18 protein-coding genes are annotated in these 17,671 nt (G+C 70.3%); 10 read left to right on the top strand and 8 right to left on the bottom strand.

From position 1 onward, the window contains the following. Positions 1 to 18 precede the first annotated feature (18 nt). The 6 genes from VSH64_RS42255 to VSH64_RS42230 all read left to right on the top strand — a co-directional run bounded on the left by VSH64_RS42255 (position 19) and on the right by VSH64_RS42230 (position 4,538). The gene (locus VSH64_RS42255; protein WP_326568325.1) at positions 19 to 594 is read left to right on the top strand and encodes a DUF1707 SHOCT-like domain-containing protein; all 576 of its coding nucleotides are present in this window, start codon (positions 19 to 21) and stop codon (positions 592 to 594) included. 20 nt (positions 595 to 614) lie between these two features. Next, positions 615 to 1,001 carry a DUF1707 SHOCT-like domain-containing protein gene (locus VSH64_RS42250; protein ID WP_407655713.1) on the top strand — a complete coding sequence of 129 codons (387 nt, stop codon included), beginning with the start codon at positions 615 to 617 and terminating at the stop codon, positions 999 to 1,001. Positions 1,002 to 1,072: 71 nt separating this feature from the next. Continuing rightward, complete coding sequence (locus tag VSH64_RS42245) at positions 1,073 to 2,299, top strand: sensor histidine kinase (protein WP_326568323.1); 1,227 nt, start codon at positions 1,073 to 1,075, stop codon at positions 2,297 to 2,299. Continuing rightward, complete coding sequence (locus VSH64_RS42240) at positions 2,296 to 2,913, top strand: response regulator transcription factor (protein WP_326568322.1); 618 nt, start codon at positions 2,296 to 2,298, stop codon at positions 2,911 to 2,913. Before VSH64_RS42245 ends, VSH64_RS42240 begins: the two co-directional genes overlap by 4 nt. A gap of 71 nt (positions 2,914 to 2,984) precedes the next feature. Next, positions 2,985 to 3,980 (top strand): hypothetical protein, encoded by a 996-nt coding sequence (locus VSH64_RS42235; protein ID WP_326568321.1) that lies wholly within the window; start codon positions 2,985 to 2,987, stop codon positions 3,978 to 3,980. A gap of 27 nt (positions 3,981 to 4,007) precedes the next feature. Continuing rightward, the gene (locus VSH64_RS42230) at positions 4,008 to 4,538 is read left to right on the top strand and encodes a GNAT family N-acetyltransferase (protein WP_326568320.1); all 531 of its coding nucleotides are present in this window, start codon (positions 4,008 to 4,010) and stop codon (positions 4,536 to 4,538) included. Positions 4,539 to 4,736: 198 nt separating this feature from the next. Here the strand turns inward: VSH64_RS42230 and VSH64_RS42225 are convergent, their stop codons facing one another. Then, positions 4,737 to 6,476: a glycerol-3-phosphate dehydrogenase/oxidase gene (locus VSH64_RS42225; RefSeq protein WP_326568319.1), complete on the bottom strand. Its 1,740-nt coding sequence runs from the start codon at positions 6,474 to 6,476 to the stop codon at positions 4,737 to 4,739. A 238-nt stretch (positions 6,477 to 6,714) separates the two neighbouring features. Between VSH64_RS42225 and VSH64_RS42220 the strand changes: the two genes are divergently transcribed. Both VSH64_RS42220 and glpK read left to right on the top strand, forming a co-directional pair. Next, positions 6,715 to 7,464, top strand: a complete 750-nt coding sequence (locus VSH64_RS42220) for an MIP/aquaporin family protein (RefSeq protein ID WP_326568318.1) — start codon at positions 6,715 to 6,717, stop codon at positions 7,462 to 7,464. 36 nt (positions 7,465 to 7,500) lie between these two features. Then, positions 7,501 to 9,006 (top strand): glycerol kinase GlpK, encoded by a 1,506-nt coding sequence (gene glpK, locus VSH64_RS42215; protein WP_326568317.1) that lies wholly within the window; start codon positions 7,501 to 7,503, stop codon positions 9,004 to 9,006. A gap of 1,139 nt (positions 9,007 to 10,145) precedes the next feature. On the opposite strand, the gene VSH64_RS42210 is transcribed toward glpK, so the two are convergent. The 3 genes from VSH64_RS42210 to VSH64_RS42200 all read right to left on the bottom strand — a co-directional run bounded on the left by VSH64_RS42210 (position 10,146) and on the right by VSH64_RS42200 (position 12,112). Next, positions 10,146 to 10,940, bottom strand: coding sequence for a VOC family protein (locus VSH64_RS42210; RefSeq protein ID WP_326568316.1), 795 nt, complete (start codon positions 10,938 to 10,940; stop codon positions 10,146 to 10,148). 92 nt (positions 10,941 to 11,032) lie between these two features. After that, positions 11,033 to 11,632 carry a class F sortase gene (locus VSH64_RS42205; protein WP_326568315.1) on the bottom strand — a complete coding sequence of 200 codons (600 nt, stop codon included), beginning with the start codon at positions 11,630 to 11,632 and terminating at the stop codon, positions 11,033 to 11,035. 90 nt (positions 11,633 to 11,722) lie between these two features. Beyond that, positions 11,723 to 12,112 (bottom strand): hypothetical protein, encoded by a 390-nt coding sequence (locus tag VSH64_RS42200; protein ID WP_326568314.1) that lies wholly within the window; start codon positions 12,110 to 12,112, stop codon positions 11,723 to 11,725. Between VSH64_RS42200 and VSH64_RS42195 the strand changes: the two genes are divergently transcribed. After that, complete coding sequence (locus VSH64_RS42195; protein WP_326568313.1) at positions 12,087 to 12,377, top strand: hypothetical protein; 291 nt, start codon at positions 12,087 to 12,089, stop codon at positions 12,375 to 12,377. The genes VSH64_RS42200 and VSH64_RS42195 overlap by 26 nt on opposite strands. Before the next feature lie 213 nt (positions 12,378 to 12,590). On the opposite strand, the gene VSH64_RS42190 is transcribed toward VSH64_RS42195, so the two are convergent. Then, a complete protein-coding gene (locus VSH64_RS42190; RefSeq protein WP_326568312.1) occupies positions 12,591 to 13,103 on the bottom strand; it encodes a hypothetical protein in 513 nt (170 codons plus the stop codon). Positions 13,104 to 13,188: 85 nt separating this feature from the next. Then, entirely contained in the window at positions 13,189 to 14,592 is a 1,404-nt protein-coding gene (locus tag VSH64_RS42185) for an NAD(P)H-quinone dehydrogenase (RefSeq protein WP_326568311.1), read from the bottom strand. 131 nt (positions 14,593 to 14,723) lie between these two features. Here VSH64_RS42185 and VSH64_RS42180 point away from each other — a divergent pair, with 131 nt between their 5' ends. Then, a complete protein-coding gene (locus tag VSH64_RS42180) occupies positions 14,724 to 15,176 on the top strand; it encodes a gamma-glutamylcyclotransferase (protein ID WP_326568310.1) in 453 nt (150 codons plus the stop codon). 396 nt (positions 15,177 to 15,572) lie between these two features. Here VSH64_RS42180 and VSH64_RS42175 read toward each other — a convergent pair whose 3' ends face one another. Both VSH64_RS42175 and VSH64_RS42170 read right to left on the bottom strand, forming a co-directional pair. Then, positions 15,573 to 16,874 (bottom strand): amidohydrolase, encoded by a 1,302-nt coding sequence (locus tag VSH64_RS42175; protein ID WP_326568309.1) that lies wholly within the window; start codon positions 16,872 to 16,874, stop codon positions 15,573 to 15,575. 208 nt (positions 16,875 to 17,082) lie between these two features. After that, positions 17,083 to 17,433 carry a hypothetical protein gene (locus tag VSH64_RS42170; RefSeq protein ID WP_326568308.1) on the bottom strand — a complete coding sequence of 117 codons (351 nt, stop codon included), beginning with the start codon at positions 17,431 to 17,433 and terminating at the stop codon, positions 17,083 to 17,085. Between the last annotated feature and the right edge of the window lie 238 nt (positions 17,434 to 17,671).

The following is a 17,671-nucleotide window of genomic DNA, read 5'->3' as shown; positions in this document are numbered from 1 at the left end:
CGGCATACCATCAACGGTGTGACAGAGGTGCCGTCTCCGCAACTGCGGATCAGCGACCAGGAACGGGAATCCGCGCTGAATGCGCTCGGTGAGCACATGAGCGCGGGGCGGATCGACATCGACGAGTACGGCGAGCGCTCGGCGCGCATCACCGCGGCCAAGACGCGGGGTGAGCTGGCCGAGCTCTTCGCCGACCTCCCGGCGCCGCACCCGGTCTACGGCAACGCCCAACCGGTTCCCGCGCCCGCCGCGGCACCGGTTCCGGCGCCGGCCCCGCAGACGGCGGTGGCGCGGCCGAACGGCTGGAACGGTGGCCAGCGAGCCGTGGCCGCACTCGTGCCGTTGGTGTGGATCGCCACGATCGCGCTCATCGCGACCACGACGCTGCCGGCCTGGCCGTTGATCATCGCGCCCATCGCGCTCAGCATCATCGGCCGCGCGGTGTGGGGCCACGGCTGGGACCAGAACAACCGGGACGGCCGCTACGACCACCGCGACCGGCACCGGGAGCACCGCATCGACCACCGTGAAGCCCGGCGTGAAATGCGCAACGAGATGCGCGACGAGTTCCGTCGCCGCCGCGACCGCTGGTGAGGCGCACCCCCGTGTCCGACATGCGGTTGAGCGACGAAGAACGCCAAGATGCCCTCGACGTGCTTTCCGAGCACGTGCGCACCGGCCGCCTCGACGTCGACGAGTACGGCACCCGATCGGCCATGGTCACGGCCGCCAAGCGGGTCAGCGACCTCGAGCCCCTGTTCGACGACCTGCCCTCACCCCGGCCGAGCGCATTGCTGGCTGTGCCCCGCGCGTCGACCGCGGTGCCGGTAGCCGGCCCGCCCGCCGGCGACAGTGCGCTGATGCGGTTCGCGATCCGGTTCGCCGTGCCGATCGCGGTGGTGGTGGCGATCGCGGTGTTCGTGCTGACCCGCGGACGGCTCATCCTCGTCTTCGCCCTGCCCCTGGCGGTCCTGCTCATCACGGGCTGGCGACGCCGCTGATCCACCGATCGGTGGATGGCCGCGTCGAACGGTCGATCCCGGGGGTGCGTCCGAGCTGCGAGAATCGGCCCATGATGGGTGTGGTGCCGGGTGCCGTGCACCCGAACGGAGAGCGGCTGGCCGGGCCGCTGTTCGCCGCGATCGGGATCATCGTGCTCGCCACGTGCACGATCTGGGCGGCGACCGGCGCCGGTCTGGACACGGCGACGTTGATCGTCGTGGCGCTGTCGGCGGCGTGGCTGGTGCTGCTCGTGCCGGTGTTCCCGCGGCGCGTGCGGTGGCCGTGGCTCGCGGTCGCCTACTTCGCCGGCCTGCTCGCAGGCGCCTCGGCGCTCACCACGCTCGACACCACGTTCACCGCCTTCGCGTCGGTCGCCTACCCCATCGCGTTCGTGTTGTTCCCGGCGCGCTGGAGCATCTTCGCCGTGACCGCGACGGCCGTGATTCCGTTGCTGGCCAAGGAGATCTGGGGCGGCGACAGCCCGACGCCGGCGTGGGTGTCGGTGGTCTCGGTGGTCGGTCCGATGCTGTACGTGGCCTGGTTCGTCGGCGCGGAGAACGACAAACGCCGCCGCACCAACGCCGCGCTCGCCGAAGCCAACGCCCGCCTCGAAACCGCGCTAGAGGAAAACGCCGGCCTCCACGCGCAATTGCTCACGCAGGCCCGCGAAGCCGGCGTGCACGACGAACGTCAGCGCATGGCGCGCGAAATCCACGACACGCTCGCCCAAGGCCTCACCGGCATCGTCACGCAGCTGCAAGCCGCGGACCGCGCGTCGTCGGCCGAGTCGCGCGAGCGCCACCTCACCCAGGTGCACACGCTGGCCAAGGACAGTCTCACGGAGGCCCGCCGCGCCGTGCAGGCGCTGCGGCCCGAGCCGCTCACCGACTCGCGCCTGCCCGAAGCGCTGGTCGAATTGGCAGCGCGCGTCACCGGCACTTCGGGCGTCGCGGTGGCCGCGGAGACCAGCGGTGAACCCGTGCCGCTGCTGCCGGAACTCGAGGTGACGCTCTACCGCGTGGCGCAGGAAGCCTTGGTCAACGCGGAAAAACACGCGCGCGCGAGCCGTATCGCGGTGTCGCTCACCTACACCGGCGACCTGGTGCTCCTCGACATCCGCGACGACGGCGCCGGGTTCGACCCCGCGGCACCCGCGTGCGGCGACGGCACCGGCTTCGGCCTGCAGGCGATGCGCCAGCGCGTGCGTCGCGTGGCCGGCACCTTCACGCTCGAATCGGCGCCGGGTGAAGGCACCGCGGTCAACGTGCAGCTCCCGGCCATCCCGGCGGACCGATGATCCGCGTGCTGCTCACCGACGACCACCCGATCGTCCGCGACGGCCTGCGCGGCGCGTTCACCGGCTGCGCCGACATCGAGGTGATCGGCGAGGCGGCCACCGGCGTCGAGGCGCTGGCGTTCGTCGCGCACCACCGGCCCGACGTCGTGCTGATGGACCTGCGCATGCCGGAGCTCGACGGTGTCGGCGCGATCCGCCGGCTCGCCGCCGAGCACCCGGCCGTACGCGTGCTGGTGCTCACCACCTACGACTCCGAGGCCGACGTGCTGCCCGCCATCGAGGCCGGCGCCACCGGCTACCTGCTGAAAGACGCCCCGGTGGCCGACCTGCAGCACGCCGTGCGCTCCGCCGCCCGCGGTGAGTCGGTGCTCGCGCCGAGCGTCGCGGCACGGCTGATGGCGCCGCTGCGCCGGCCCGCGCCGGGCGCCCTGACCTCCCGAGAACTCGACGTGCTGCGCCTGGTCGCCGAGGGCGCCACCAACCGCGCGGCGGCCAACCAGCTGTTCATCAGCGAGGCGAGCATCAAGACCCACCTCCTGCACGCGTACGCGAAGCTCGGGGTGAACGACCGCGCCGCCGCCGTGGGCGAGGCCTACCGCCGCGGACTGCTGTGACCTTCACCCATTTGCCGGACAACGCCGGGTTCGTCTGATTCGTGAACTCTCCGACGAAGGGGAGAAATCACATGAAGCTGAAAGCACTGGCCGTCGCCGCGGTGGCCCTGGTCGGAACCGGCCTGGGGGCGGTCCCGGCGCACGCGGAGAGCACCTGGCACGCGACTCTGCTGCCGCTGCCGGCCGGCGGCGGCGAGGACACGTACGGCTTCCTCGTCGGCACCGACGGCCACGGCGGGTACGCGGGCGAGTACCTCGTCGGCGACACCTCGCAGGTCGTGACCTGGACCGACGGCCGGCCCACCGTGCGTGGGGTGCCGGCCGGCTACGAGTGGGCCGGGGTCACCGACGAGAACAGCTCGGGCACGGTGCTCGGCAACGCGGTCGACTACGACACCGGCCTGAGCCGCGGATTCCTGTTGGACGGCAACGGTTTCCACCTCCTGCCGGTGGCGCCGGGCTACGTGAGCACCGACGCCGTCGCGCTCAACGACCGCGGCGACGTGCTCACCTACCTCGTGTCCTCCGACCAGAACAAGACCGTCGGCGCGCTGTGGCCGGCCTTCGGCTCGGGCCCGGCCACGATCCCGACGACGGGCGAGTGGGCACGGGTGGTCGACGTCGACCAGGACGGCACCGTGCTCACCGGTGACGCCCTGTGGAGAAACGGGGTGCTCACGCCGCTGAAGGCGCCGGCCGGCCTCACGTCTCCCTCCGGCGACGCCATCCGCAACGGCGTGGTCGTCGGGAGCTGCCTCACGGCGACCTCCCCGAACAAGGCGGTGCGCTGGGCCACCCCGGACCGGCCCGAGGTGCTCCCGGACGGAGACGAGGCCACTGACCTCAACGGCGCCGGCCTCATCGGCGGCCAGCTGCCCAACCAGGCGATCCCCAACGCCGGCGCGCCCTACCTGTGGCAGGACTCCACCCCGATCGGCAAGCTGCCGCTGCCCGACGGATTCGACCGCGGCGACGTCAAGGCCATCGGCGACGACGGGACCGTGGTCGGCGTCGTGTCCAGCCGATCACTCGACGAGGGTGGCGCACCCGTCATCTGGCAGCGCTGAGCACCGGGTTCTGGTTACGCTCGTCGGGTGGAACCCGTGGAGATCAACGCGGGCGCGTACTACCTGCGCCAGCTGCGGGCGGACCGGCACCTCGACGACCGGACCGCCCTGATGGAGGCGTTCGCCGATCCGGAGCACCGTCGTTACGTGCTGAACTACCGGCTGCGGACGCTCGACGAAGCCACCGAGTACGTGGCTCTGCGCACGGCCCAGTGGGCCTGCGACGAGCGCTGCTCGTGGGCCGTCGCCGAGCCGACGACCGGCCGTCTGCTCGGCGAGGTGGGCCTGCGTGAGCTGGACCTGACCTTCGACACGGCCGAGGCGTCGGTGTGGACGCACCCCACCGAACGCGGCAAGGGCATCGCCAGCACCGCGCTGGCCGCGGCCCTGCGCTACGGCTTCGGTGGCCTCGGCCTGCAGGAGATCAGCTACCGGCACGAGGAGAGCAACGTGGTCTCGGCTTCGGTGGCCGCGCGCTGCGGCTTCACCTACGTGGGCCCCGAACGCACGCCGGCGCCGACCGGGGAGCCGCTGATCAGGTGGGTCCGCAAGGCCTGACGGCCCCACTCGCCCGGATAAAGCTGGCGTCCTCATCTACCCAGCCACCCGTTGCCAACCAACCCCTTCGCGAGATCGCGCCGGTTTCTTCCTGGCCGATGTGGTCGGCCCCCCGGGGCCGGCCGCGTCGGCCAGGAAGGAGCCGGCTTGAGGCGATCTCGCACGCGGCGGCGGGCCGACGCCGAAAACACGCCAAAATCAACTGACCGGTTCGATGATCCCCGACCGCGCCTCGGGTGCCGAAGCGCGCAGGGCGTCGGCCGACTCGTCCGTGGGCTGCGACTGCGATTCGCGTTCGGCTTCCACGCGCGCGGTGTACACCTCGACCTCGCGTTTGATCGTGTCGGCCGACCAGCCGAGCACGTCGCCGACGAGCCGCGCGACCTGGTCGGCGCAGTCGACGCCGCGGTGGGCGTACTCGATGGAGATGCGGGTGCGCCGCGCGAGCACGTCTTCCAGGTGCAGCGCGCCTTCGTGGCTGGCCGCGTACACGACCTCGATGCCGAGGTAGTCGGGCGCCGAGTCGATCGGCTTGAGCAGCTCGGGCCGGCCGTCGGCCAGTGCGAGCACCTCGTGGACCAGCGAGCCGTACCGGTCGAGCAGGTGGCGCACCCGGTACGGGTGCAGCCCGTGCTGCGCGGCCAGGTGGTCGGCCTGGTTCACCAGCGCGTGGTAGCCGTCGGCGCCGAGCAGCGGCACCTTGTCCGTGATGGACGACGGCGGGCGGCCCGGCAGGTCGACCACGGCAGCGTCGACGGCGTCGGCCGCCATCACGCGGTAGGTCGTGTACTTCCCACCCGCGATCGCGACCAGCCCCGGCGCCACGCGCGCCACCGCGTGCTCGCGCGAAAGCTTCGACGTCTCTTCGCTTTCCCCGGCCAGCAACGGCCGCAGTCCCGCGTAGACGCCCTCGATGTCGTCGTGCGTGAGCGGGGTGGCGAGCACCGTGTTCACGTGGTCGAGGATGTAGTCGATGTCGTGTTTGGTGGCGGCGGGGTGCGCCAGGTCGAGGTGCCAGTCGGTGTCGGTGGTGCCGACGATCCAGTGGTTGCGCCACGGGATGACAAAGAGGACAGATTTTTCAGTGCGCAGGATCAGTCCCGACTCCGACACGATCCGGTCGCGCGGCACCACGATGTGCACGCCCTTGCTGGAGCGCACGCGGAACCGGCCGCGGCCGCCCGAAAGGCGCTGCAGCTCGTCGGTCCACACGCCGGTGCAGTTGATCACGGCGCCGGCCTGGATCTCCGTCTCGCGGCCGTCCTCGACGTCGCGCACCCGCACACCCGAGATCCGGTCGGCCTCGCGCAGGAACCCGACCACCTGGGTCGACGTGCGCACCACGGCGCCGTAGTGGGCGGCGGTGCGGGCCACGGTCATGGTGTGGCGGGCGTCGTCGGACTGCGCGTCGTAGTACCGGATACCCCCGATCAGGGCCGACCTTTTCAACGCAGGAACCATCCGCAAAGCACCCGCCCGGGTGAGGTGCTTCTGCCCCGGTACGGACCGCGCGCCGCCCATCGTGTCGTACATCAACAGGCCCGCGGCGGTGTAGGGCCGCTCCCAGCCGCGGTGCGTGAGCGGGTACAGGAAGCTCACCGGTTTGACCAGGTGCGGAGCGATCGTGGTGAGCATCAGCTCACGCTCGTGGAGCGCTTCGCGGACCAACCCGAACTCCAGCTGTTCCAGGTAGCGCAGGCCGCCGTGGAAGAGCTTGCTGGACCGGCTCGACGTGCCCGATGCCAGGTCACGGGCCTCGACCAGCGCCACGCGCAGCCCGCGCGTCGCCGCGTCGAGCGCTGTCCCGGCACCCACGACTCCGCCGCCGATCACGACCAGGTCGAAGGTCTCCTTGCCGAGGCGCTGCCAGGACTCCTCCCGGCGGAGCGGGCCCAGCCGGGCCGCGTTCTGGTCGGCTTCGTGCTGAGAACTCGTCACCACTCACTCCTCCTCGTGCTCACCTGGTCCAGCATCCCACGGGTCGGTGACCGCGCGCTCACCTCGACCTGACACTTGTGACGGAAAGAGCTGCCGAAGACGATCACATTGCTGCACCCGGCGCTTGGAATGATCCGCTACGCCCCGGTAGCGTGCGTCACACTTGGGTCGGCGACGGTGCCGAGGCACGGCGTCGTGGGGCCCTGCGCACAGTGTCCAGTGTGGAGGTGGGGCGAACGTGAGTGCGGGAGCAATCATACTCTGGGAGCTGCTGGGGACAGCCGCTCTGATTCTCTTGGGTAACGGCGTCGTAGCGAACCACGTGCTGCGAAAGAACCTCGGCCACGGAGCCGGGTTCCTGTTCATCACGTTCGGCTGGGGTTTCGCCGTGTTCGTGGGCGCGAGCATCGCCGCGCCGACCGGCGCGCACCTCAACCCCGCCGTGACGCTCGGGCTGGCGATCGCCGACAAGGTGCCGTGGTCGGACGTCCCCTACTACCTGATCGGCGAGTTCGCCGGCGCCATCATCGGTGCCATTCTGTGCTGGCTCGCTTACAAGAAGCAGTTCGACGACCACCCGCAGCCCGAGGAGACGCTGGGCATCTTCTCGACCGCACCGCAGATCCGCAGCTACGGCTGGAACCTCGTCACCGAGATCATCGGCACGTTCGTGCTGATCGAGTGGATCCTGTTGAGCCCGACGTACAAGGCGGACGTGACCGGTGTCCCGACCTTCGGGAACTCGGCGCTCGGTTATGCCGGCGTCGCCTTCGTGGTCCTCGTGATCGGCATCTCGCTCGGTGGGCCGACCGGTTACGCCATCAACCCGGCGCGTGACCTCGGGCCGCGCATCGCCTACGCGTTCATCCTGCCGATCAAGGGCAAGCGCGACGGAGACTGGAGCTATTCCTGGGTTCCCGTGGTCGGCCCGCTGGTGGGCGCCGCGCTCGCGGCCCTGCTGTACCTGGGCATGCAGAACGTGAGCTGACCCTCCGACCGGCAAAGCAGACTGGAGCGAACAACCATGACTTCGTACGTAGCCGCGATCGACCAGGGCACCACTTCGACCCGGTGCATGATCTTCGACCACTCCGGCCGGGTGGTCGCCGTCGACCAGCGCGAACACGAACAGATCTTCCCCAAGGCCGGTTGGGTCGAGCACAACGCCGAGGAGATCTGGGAGAACACGCGCGCGGTCGCCGGCGGCGCGGTCGCGAAGGCCGACCTGCACACGCGCGACATCGTCGCCGTCGGCATCACCAACCAGCGCGAGACGGCGCTGGTGTGGGACCGGACCACCGGCAAGCCGGTGTACAACGCGATCGTCTGGCAGGACACGCGCACGGACAAGATCGTCGCCGACCTCGGCGCACTGGGCGGTGGCCAGGAGCGCTACCGCCAGAAGGTGGGCCTGCCGCTCGCGACGTACTTCTCCGGCCCGAAGATCAAGTGGGTCCTCGACAACGTCGACGGCGCCCGCGCGAAGGCCGAGGCCGGTGACCTGATCTTCGGCAACATGGACACCTGGGTCCTGTGGAACATGACCGGCGGCGTCGACGGCGGGCTCCACGTCACCGACCCGACCAACGCCTCGCGCACCCTGCTGATGGACCTCGACACGCTGCAGTGGGACGCGGACATCGCCGCGGAGATGGGCGTGCCGCTCTCGATGCTGCCGGAGATCCGGTCGTCGTCGGAGGTCTACGGCAAGGTCCGCGAAAAGGGCGCCCTCGCGGGCGTCCCGATCGCCGGCATCCTGGGCGACCAGCAGGCCGCGACGTTCGGCCAGGCCTGCCTCTCGCCCGGCGAGGCCAAGAACACCTACGGCACCGGCAACTTCGTGCTGCTGAACACCGGCACTGAAAAAGTCATGTCGGACAACGGGCTGCTCACCACCGTTTGCTACAAGATCGGCTCCAAGGACACGGTCTACGCGCTCGAGGGCTCGATCGCCGTCACCGGCTCGCTCGTGCAGTGGCTGCGCGACAACCTCGGCATGATCGCCTCGGCCGCGGAGATCGAAGAGCACGCCCGCACCGTGGAGGACAACGGCGGCGCCTACTTCGTGCCGGCCTTCTCCGGCCTCTTCGCCCCCTACTGGCGCTCGGACGCCCGCGGCGCCATCGTGGGCCTCACCCGGTTCGTCAACAAGGGCCACCTGGCGCGCGCCGTGCTGGAAGCCACCGCGTTCCAGTCCCGCGAAGTCATCGACGCCATGAACGCCGACTCCGGCGTGCCCCTGAAATCCCTCAAGGTCGACGGCGGCATGGTCGTGAACGAACTGCTCATGCAGTTCCAGGCCGACATCCTCGGCGTGCCCGTGATCCGGCCGGTGGTCGCGGAGACCACCGCCCTGGGTGCGGCCTACGCGGCCGGCCTGGCCGTCGGCTTCTGGGGGTCGGAGGACGACATCCGCAAGAACTGGGCCCAGGACAAGCAGTGGGACCCGTCGATGGACGAGTCGCGGCGGGAATCGGAGTACCGGAACTGGAAGAAGGCTGTGACGAAGACGTTCGACTGGGTGGAGTGAGGTCCCGCGGTTGAGTTTGGGTCGACGAGACCGGGTGGCGCCTGGCCCTCGCTTGTGTGGGTGAGGGCCGGCGCTGCCGGGTGCGGTCGCGGGTCCGGCGCTGGACGAGAAGTCGGGCACCGGTGGCACGGAGTCGCGCGGGTTTTCCTTGATATGTCAGGAAAATCCGCCTCGGCGCGGATCAATGCACGGGTCGACCTCGTCCGCGGTCGACCCGACTCCGTACGCTCAGGCCATGACCTCCTGCCTTGTGCAGTTCGCTTAGCAACCGCGGTCGCTACGGACGTGACCACGCCCGCGCGCGAAGATTCGCGCCGGTCGCGGCCAATTAACCCGCCACACTGATCAGCACTCCAGCCTCAGACACCAGGCCGGCCGCGGACCGCGCGCCGACGACCTGGCGCTCACCCCTGCGAGCGAGGACCGCACATTGCCGGGCCCGTCGCTCTCGGATGTCCGCAAGCTCGGCTGAACCAGGGCGAGCCCGGCCGGGCCCGACCCCGCACGCACAAGCCATGATCGCCGCCCCGCGCAGCGAACTGCTGAGAAACCGCGGTCGCCACGGATGTGACCCCGCCCAATCGCGGAAAGTCGCGCCGGTCGCGGCCAACTCACCTGCCACACGAATCAGCACTCCAGCCTCAGCACCGGGTCGACCGCGAAGAGCGCACCGGCGACCCAGCACCCGGCCATGCGGGCGAGGGCAGGGCACTGCCGGTCCTATCGTTTCCGGACGGCGGCAAGCTCGGCTGAGCCAGGGCGAGCCCGGCCGGCCCGGCCTCCTACGCACAGGCCACGACCACCGCACCACGCAGCGAACTTCTGAGCAGCCCACGGTCGCGCGTGACCACACCCCGAGTGGAAAGTCGCGCCGATCGCCGCCGACTCGCTCCGTCTCACGGATCAGACCTCTGGCCTCAGGACCGGTCAGCCGCGAAGCGCGCGCCGGATAAGCCGGCGCTCGCCTCGGACCGGCAAGGGCCGGGTGCTGCCGGTCCCGTCATTTCCAGACGGCAGCAAGTTCGGCTTAACCAGGCGTGCCCGGCCCCCGTCCTCGAGTGTCGGACGGAGGCCGAGCCGCTCCCGGTTCGTCTGGGCCGGTTCGTCAGTGCGGGTTCAAGCCCAGTTTTTCACCGCCCTCAAACACCCCAACCTTCCTGCGTACCCGACTGCTCATTCGGCGCCATCAGCTGGAACGACGCCCCCTGGTTGTCCTTCGCCATCAGCATCCGCCCGAACGGCGTGTCGACCGGGTTCTCCACCACGGTGCCGCCCAGGCCGGGAATCAGCGCCGCGGCGGCGTCGACGTCGGCGGACCAGAAGTAGGTCATCCAGCCCGGCTGGTAGTCGCCGGTGGCCTGGCCCAGGCCGCCGGTGGGGCGGCCGTCGAGGTCGAGGGTGGCGTAGGTGAACTGGTCGTTGGAGATGTCGTTGAACGAGTAGCCGAACACCGAGCCGTAGAAGTCCTTGGCGGCGGCGAAGTCGCGGGACATGTTCTCGTTCCAGGCGAGGGCGCCCGGGGCGAGGGTGACCTGCGTGCCGTAGTGGAGGCCCGCCTGCCACAGGCCGAAGACCGCGCCCGTGGGGTCCTCGACGATGGCCATGCGGCCTTGTTCCATCACGTCCATCGGCGGGGCGAGCACGCGGCCGCCGGCCTCGACGACGCCCGCCACGATCTTGTCCACATCGGACACCGCCAGGTACGTGGTCCACGCGGCGGGCATGCCGGCCTGGTCGGCCGGGGTCTCCCCCACCCCGGCCACCGGGCGGCCGCCGAGCAGCGCCATGCCGTAGTACCCCGTGTCGGCGCCGCCGAACTGCACGTCCCAGCCCAGCAGCTCCGAGTAGAACCGCGCGGCGGCGGCTCTGTCGGGCACCATCAGGTCGACCCAGCACGGCGTGCCGTCGGGCCAGCGTTCGTCGCGGAACAACATGACTACTCCCCATGGTTCGAATCCGGTGTGCCTGCGGTCACAGTCTTGCACCGCCCACCGACAAAACCGGGTCCGTCACGGACGAGCAGCGATCAGTGACCGTCGGCCACGAGTCGCGCGTAGACGATCACGTTGTCCACATAGTTGTGTGCCGACCGGTCGAACACGCCGCCGCACGTGATCAGCCGCAGCTGCGCGTCGGGAGTGTCGCCGTACACGGCGTCGCTCGGGAACACGTCCTTCGGCACCTGGTCCACCTTGGTCACCACGAAGTGCGCCGTGGTGCCGTCCGCGCGCGCGATCGCCACGTCGTCGCCCGGCGCCATTTCCTTGAGGCGGAAGAAGATCCCCTCGTGCTTGTTGCCGTCCACGTGCCCGAGCACCACGGCCGGGCCGCGCTCCCCCGGCGTCGGCGAGTACTCGTACCACCCGGCCTGCAGCGGCGTGCTCACCGGCGGCACCTGCACGGTGTTGTCGGCGTTGAGCCCCAGCGGCACGAGTGTGGAGTGCGCGCCGATCTTGGGAATGTCGAGCGACACCGGCTTCGACTTCGCCAGCACGGCGGACTCCGCGGACGGCGGCGTGAGCGAATGCGCGGCCGGTGCCGGAGCGGCCGGCAACGTCGGCGCGGCACAACCACCGAGCACGGCCACCGCCGCCAGGGCCACCGCGGCCAGAGTTTTCCTGATCATGTCTCCCCCTTCGAGACCAAGGGCGCGATCACCACCCCATCAGGTGACCGAGCGCGGTCGCCGGAGGGTCCCCTCCGGCGACCGTCCGGATCAGCCGCGCCGGCGCCGCGCCAGCACCATCCCGGCACCGCCGAGGGCGAGCACGCCCATGGCGCCGCCGGCCACCGCGAACGTGCCGGCCGAGTCGTCCACCGGACCGTCGGTGCCACCGGTCTGCGGCGCCCCCACCGGCACCTTGCTGACCTGCTTGGGCTGCGTCGGCTGCGGCTTCGTCGGCGTGGCGGCGTCCTTCGCCGGCAGCACCTTGAAGCCCTGCGAGACCTTCAGCTTGCCGCAGAGGAACGTGACCGTGTACGTGCCCGGCTTCGCGTCCTTGTTCACGTCGGCCAGCGTCTGGTAAACCGTCGCGGTTTCCAACGGCTGCTCGGTGCCCACGGCTTCGAGCTTGCCGAACGTGATCACCGACGACGACAGCTTCATGCTCGTCTTCGGCGGGCACACCACGCGCGCGGTGACCGAGTCACCGGCTCTGGCCGCACGCGGGAGAACCTCCAGCGCAGGCTTGACGTCGCCCGGCGGTGGCGTGGGCGTGTCCGACGTCGGCGGGGTCGGCGAGGTGGTGCTCGACGGCGGCGTGCTCGGGTTGGTGGCCTCGGCCGCGAACGCCGGTGCCGCCGAAAGCAGGCCGGCCGCCAAAAGGGATGACACTACTGCGATGCGCTTCATGGAATTACCCCTCAAATGAATGTGAACAGCGGAGAACAGCGGGGAAAGCAACCCCTTCGCGCGCAGTTCCCCCTGCCGCGGGTTGGTTTCCTCCGACACCATGAAGACGTCTCTGACCTGGTCAAGGTTGTCGACAAAAGTAACGATTCAGGCACGCCGGGAACTCTCGGCGGCGCACACGAAAAAGCCGCCGGGAACCATTCCCGGCGGCTGCTTTTCGTATTGTCGGACGCTATTCGGCGAGACTTCCGTCGCCGGCTTTCGCGCCACCCGCCGGCACTTCGGCGACCTGCGCGGCCGGCACGGTGAAGGTGGCGTTGTAGGCCTTGCCGGCACACGTGATCGTGAGCGGGTAGCTGCCGGCGGCCGTGCCCGGCGCCAGCGCGGCGTCGGCGGACACGGTGGCCTGCACGCCGATGAAGGGGCCGAAGTCGTAGCCGGAGAACTTCAGCACCGGCGAGCTGAAGGTGGCCGTGCCGGACTTCGCGCCGGGGCAGTCGGCGAGCGCGACGTTGTCCTCACCGCGCTGAAAGTGGTTCACCAAGCCGTGCAACGCGGCCGTGTCCTGGTTCAACTGCACAGTGACATTGGAAGCGTTGACATCGGAAGCGTTGACCTTCGACGCGGTGACCTTCGGTGCGCCGGCGGACTGCCCGCCCGGCGCCGCCACCGCCTGCCCCGTCACCGTGACCGCCGCGATCGCTCCGATGGCCCCGATCGCCGCGAAAACCGCCCTCTTGCGCACCCTCGGCCCCTTGTCCTGCCTCGCCCGTCAGCCTGTCACCGCACAAGACGCGGCGAAGCGCACCGGGTTGCGCGGAAAGGGAAAATCAGTCGAGATCGTCGTGACGCATGAGCTGGCGCCCGGCCTCGGTGATCGATCCCGACAGCGACGGGTACACCGAGAACGTGAGCGCCAGGTGGTCCACGGTCAGCTGGTTCTGCACGGCCAGCGCGATCGGCAGGATCAGCTCGCTCGCGCTCGGCGCCACGACCACCCCACCCACCACCACACCCGTCGCCGGGCGGCAGAACAGCTTCACGAAACCGCGGCGCAGGCCTTCCATCTTCGCGCGCGCGTTGGTGGCCAGCGGCAGCATGATCGTGCGCGCGGGCACCTCACCCGAGTCGATGGCGTGCTGGCTGATGCCGACGGTCGCGATCTCCGGGTGCGTGAACACGTTGGCGGCCACGGTCTTCAGCTTGATCGGCGCGACGCCTTCGCCCAGCGCGTGCCACATCGCGATACGGCCCTGCATGCTGGCCACGGACGCGAGCATCAGCAGGCCGGTGCAGTCGCCCGCCGCGTAAATGCCGGGCACGCTGGTGCGCGACACGCGGTCGACGGTGATGAACCCGCCGGGGCCGGGCTCGATGCCCACGCTGTCGAGGCCGATGTCGGCGGTGTTCGGGATGGACCCGACCGTCATCAGCGCGTGGCTGGCCTCGATCACGCGGCCGTCGGCGAGGTGGACCGCCACGCCCTTCTCCGTGCGCTCCACCCGCTCGGCGCGCGCGTGCTTCGCGACAGTGGTGCCGCGCTGGGAGAACACCTCTTCGAGCACCGCGGCGGCGTCGGCGTCCTCGTGGGGCAGCACGCGGTCGCGGCTGGACACCACGGTCACCTTCACGCCCATCTCGGTGTACGCCGACGCGAACTCCGCGCCGGTGACCCCCGAACCGATCACGGCGAGGTGCTCAGGCAGCTCAGTGAGGTCGTAGAGCTGGCGCCAGTCGAGGATGCGCTCGCCGTCGGGCACTGCGCCGGGCAGCACGCGCGGGGTGGCGCCGGTGGCGATCAGCACCACGTCGGCGCCCACGGCCTCCGTGGTGCCGTCGGCGTGGGTCACGGCGACCTTGTGCGTGGCCAGGCCGGGCTCGTCGTCGCAGAAGCGGGCGGTGCCGTTGACCACGCGCACGCCCTCGCGCTGCACGCGGGCGCGGATGTCGGCCGACTGCGCGAGCGCGAGGCCTTTCACCCGGCCGTGGACGGTCGGCAGATCGATGCTCGTGTCGGCGAGGTCGGTGTTGATGCCCAGCTCACCGAGGTCGTGCATCTTCGCCAGCGCACCGGACGACGCGATGAACGTCTTCGACGGAACGCAGTCGTAGAGGACACAAGCGCCGCCCAGGCCATCGCGCTCGACGATCGTCACGTCGGCGCCGTGCTGAGCGGCGACCAAGGCGGCTTCGTAACCCGCCGGGCCCCCGCCCATGATCACGATCCTGGTCACCTGAGGTCCTCCTCGATACGCGTGTGGCCGGTGGGTCCAACGGTACGCGGAGGGGTCCGTCGGCAAGCGAAGTGGCCGGACACGGCATGTGCATCCGCTCGTGCGGGGAGTGGGTCGCTAGGCTGTCGCCCGTGCCGTTGTATGCCGCTTACGGATCGAACATGGAGCCCGCCCAGATGCTGGAGCGCGCCCCCCACGCACCGATGGCCGGCACCGGCTGGCTGGAGGGCTGGCGGCTGACCTTCGGGGGCGAGGACCTCGGCTGGGAAGGTGCGCTGGCCACGATCGTCGAGGACGCCGGTTCCCGGGTGTTCGTGGTGCTCTACGACGTGACCTCGCTCGACGAGACCGGGCTCGACCGCTGGGAAGGCGGCGAGCTCGGCATGCACAACAAGATCCGCCTGCGGGTCCAGACCATGGACGGCTCCGTGCTGGCGTGGCTCTACGTGCTCGACGCGTACGAGGGCGGCCTGCCTTCGGCCCGCTACCTCGGCGTGCTTGCCGACGCCGCGGAGGCCGCCGGAGCGCCGGCCGACTATGTGGATGACCTGCGCACCCGGCCGTGCTCCGGGATCACCGGCTGACCACAGCCCTGTGGACAACTCGGCGGATTCACGCGCCGACCTGGGCATCATGAACGGTGTTCACTATCAGCCGGTAAAGCTCTGACACCGCTTCACCTTTTCCGCTTGAGACGCTTTGTTTCGCAGCCGTCGGCGGTGTTGTCAAAGGTGCTTAGCAGTGGCCAGAACCCGTTGGGGCGTCAGTAAAAACGCTCGTTTCAAGCATTGTTGCCGCGGTAGTTCGGCGCGCGGCGATCACCGCGGGTGAATAGGTCGGAGCGCGGCCTGATGAGGGTTCACGAGACCGGGTGAAATAGGTGTCCCCAGGGCTTTGCGGAGACGCAAAAACCACCCGCTTGAGTTATCCACAGCTCGGCTGGGCTGTGGATAACTCAAGCGGGTGAACCTGTGGACAACTCAGGCCAGAGCGGCCAGCGCGGTGTGGACCAGTGTGCGGACACCGACCATCAGCGCCCGCTCGTCGAGCGTGAAGGTGGGGCGGTGGATGTCAGCCTGCGCGGCCGGCGGGCCGGGCCACACGCCGAGGCGCGCGAACGCACCCTGCACGTGTTCGAGGTACCAGCCGAAGTCCTCGCCACCGGAGGACTGCTCGGTGCCGGCGAGGCCCTGCTCACCGAGCGCCGCTTCGACGCCCGCGCGCAGCAGCGCCGTGGACTCCGGGTCGGAGACCACCGGCGGCACGCCGCGGCGGTAGTCGAGCGAGAACCCGACGCCGATGGGCGCGAGCAGCGACTCGACCGACGACGCGACGAGCGGCTCGAGCGACGTCCACACCTCGTGGTCGGCCGTGCGCAGCGTGCCGCGCAGCACGCCGTCCTGCGGCACCGCGTTGGCGGCCTGGCCCGCGTGGACCGCGCCCCACACCAGCACCGTGCCCGACCGCGGGTCGACGCGGCGCGACAGCACCGACGGCAGCGACGTGATGACCGTGCCCAGCGCGTACACGAGGTCCGCGGTGAGGTGCGGCCGCGACGTGTGCCCGCCGGGCGAGGTGAGGCGCAGCTCGATGAGGTCGGCGGCCGAGGTGAGCGCCCCGACGCGGGTGCCGATCTTGCCCGCTTCGAGCCGCGGGTCGCAGTGCAGGCCGAAGATGCGCTCGACGCCGTCGAGCGCGCCCGCCGCGATCATGTCCAGCGCACCGCCGGGCATGACCTCCTCGGCGGGCTGGAAGATCAGGCGCACACGGCCCGGCAGCTCGGGCGCTCCGGCCAGCGCGCGGGCCGCGCCCAGCAGGATGGCCGTGTGGGCGTCGTGGCCGCACATGTGGGCCGCGCCCTCGGTGGTGGAGGAATAGGGCAGGCCCGTGTCCTCCGTGAGGGGCAGCGCGTCCATGTCGGCCCGCAGCGCCACGCACCGCTCGCCCTGGCCGATGTCGCACACCACGCCGGTGCCGCCGGGCAGCACCCACGGCTTGAGGCCGACGGCGCGCAGTAGCGACACGACCAGCTCCGTGGTCGCGAACTCGTGCCGCGACAGCTCCGGGTGGGCATGGATGTGGCGGCGCCACGCCAGCACGTCGGTGACGTTGGCGCGCAGCCAGTCGTCCAGCCAGAACGGGCCGCGGCCCGCACCGAGATCGTCCACAGGTGCCATGCTGACGCCGGCCTCGGTGATCAGCGCGGTGGGCTCCTCGATCGGGTTGGCGACGCGACCCTCGGGGTCGCCTGGAACGTCCGGACGTGAATCGAGCACGGTCACGCCGCACCTCCTCCCGCAACACGGGCAGCGTATGGGGCCACGCCGCCTGGGCACACGCACAGTGCCGTTCGATCTGTCGTACGCATTTGCAGATGATCGTGCACCATGCAGGTGGCAAGGCGCGCGTCTCGGCACGGGACCCGAGACGGCCGGTAGCGGATCTGCGTTGAACGGCCCGGCGGAATTCGGTCAGGGTGAACGGGCCTCGTCAGCCCTTGCTCTTCTTCGACCGCGCCCGGCGCCCGAAGAACACGATGGCGAGCAGCACCACGGCGACCCCGCCCGCGATCAGCTTGCTGCGGGTTTTCTGGGCGTTGGCCTTGTCCGTCTGGGTGGGGTCGAGCACCGGCCCGGGCGCGGCCTGCTGCGGAGCCGGGACCAGGGCTTTTGCGGCGGCGGGGGTTTGGTCGATGGTGACCCGGAGTTGGTGTTTTTGGGCCTGCTGGACCTGGACTTGGACCTGGGCTTGTCCCGGCCCCGCCTGCGCCGACGCCGGCACCGCACAGAAAAACAGCGCACCCAGCGCTCCGGCCAGCACCAGTCCCCGCACCTTCGCCATGACATCCCTTCTACGGCACTGGTCCGCATTCTGCCCGCCGAACCCCCTCCCCGTCAGCCGCCACGCGGTGCGGCCCTCCGCTCACCCCGCGCCACCGCCCGCCGACCGCACCACCACACGGTGACCGGTCGTCACTGAACGTGGAGCGGTCATGAGGTCAGACCAAAGTCACATCGGGCGACCGTTCGTCAGTCGAACGGGGCCGCTGGGCCACCGAGGGTGGACTCAACGGCCCGAG

This window comes from Amycolatopsis rhabdoformis, assembly GCF_035918295.1.
Classification (GTDB): domain Bacteria; phylum Actinomycetota; class Actinomycetes; order Mycobacteriales; family Pseudonocardiaceae; genus Amycolatopsis; species Amycolatopsis rhabdoformis.
Note: the sequence above shows the minus strand (reverse complement) of the source record. Positions and strands in the feature narration are given on the sequence as shown.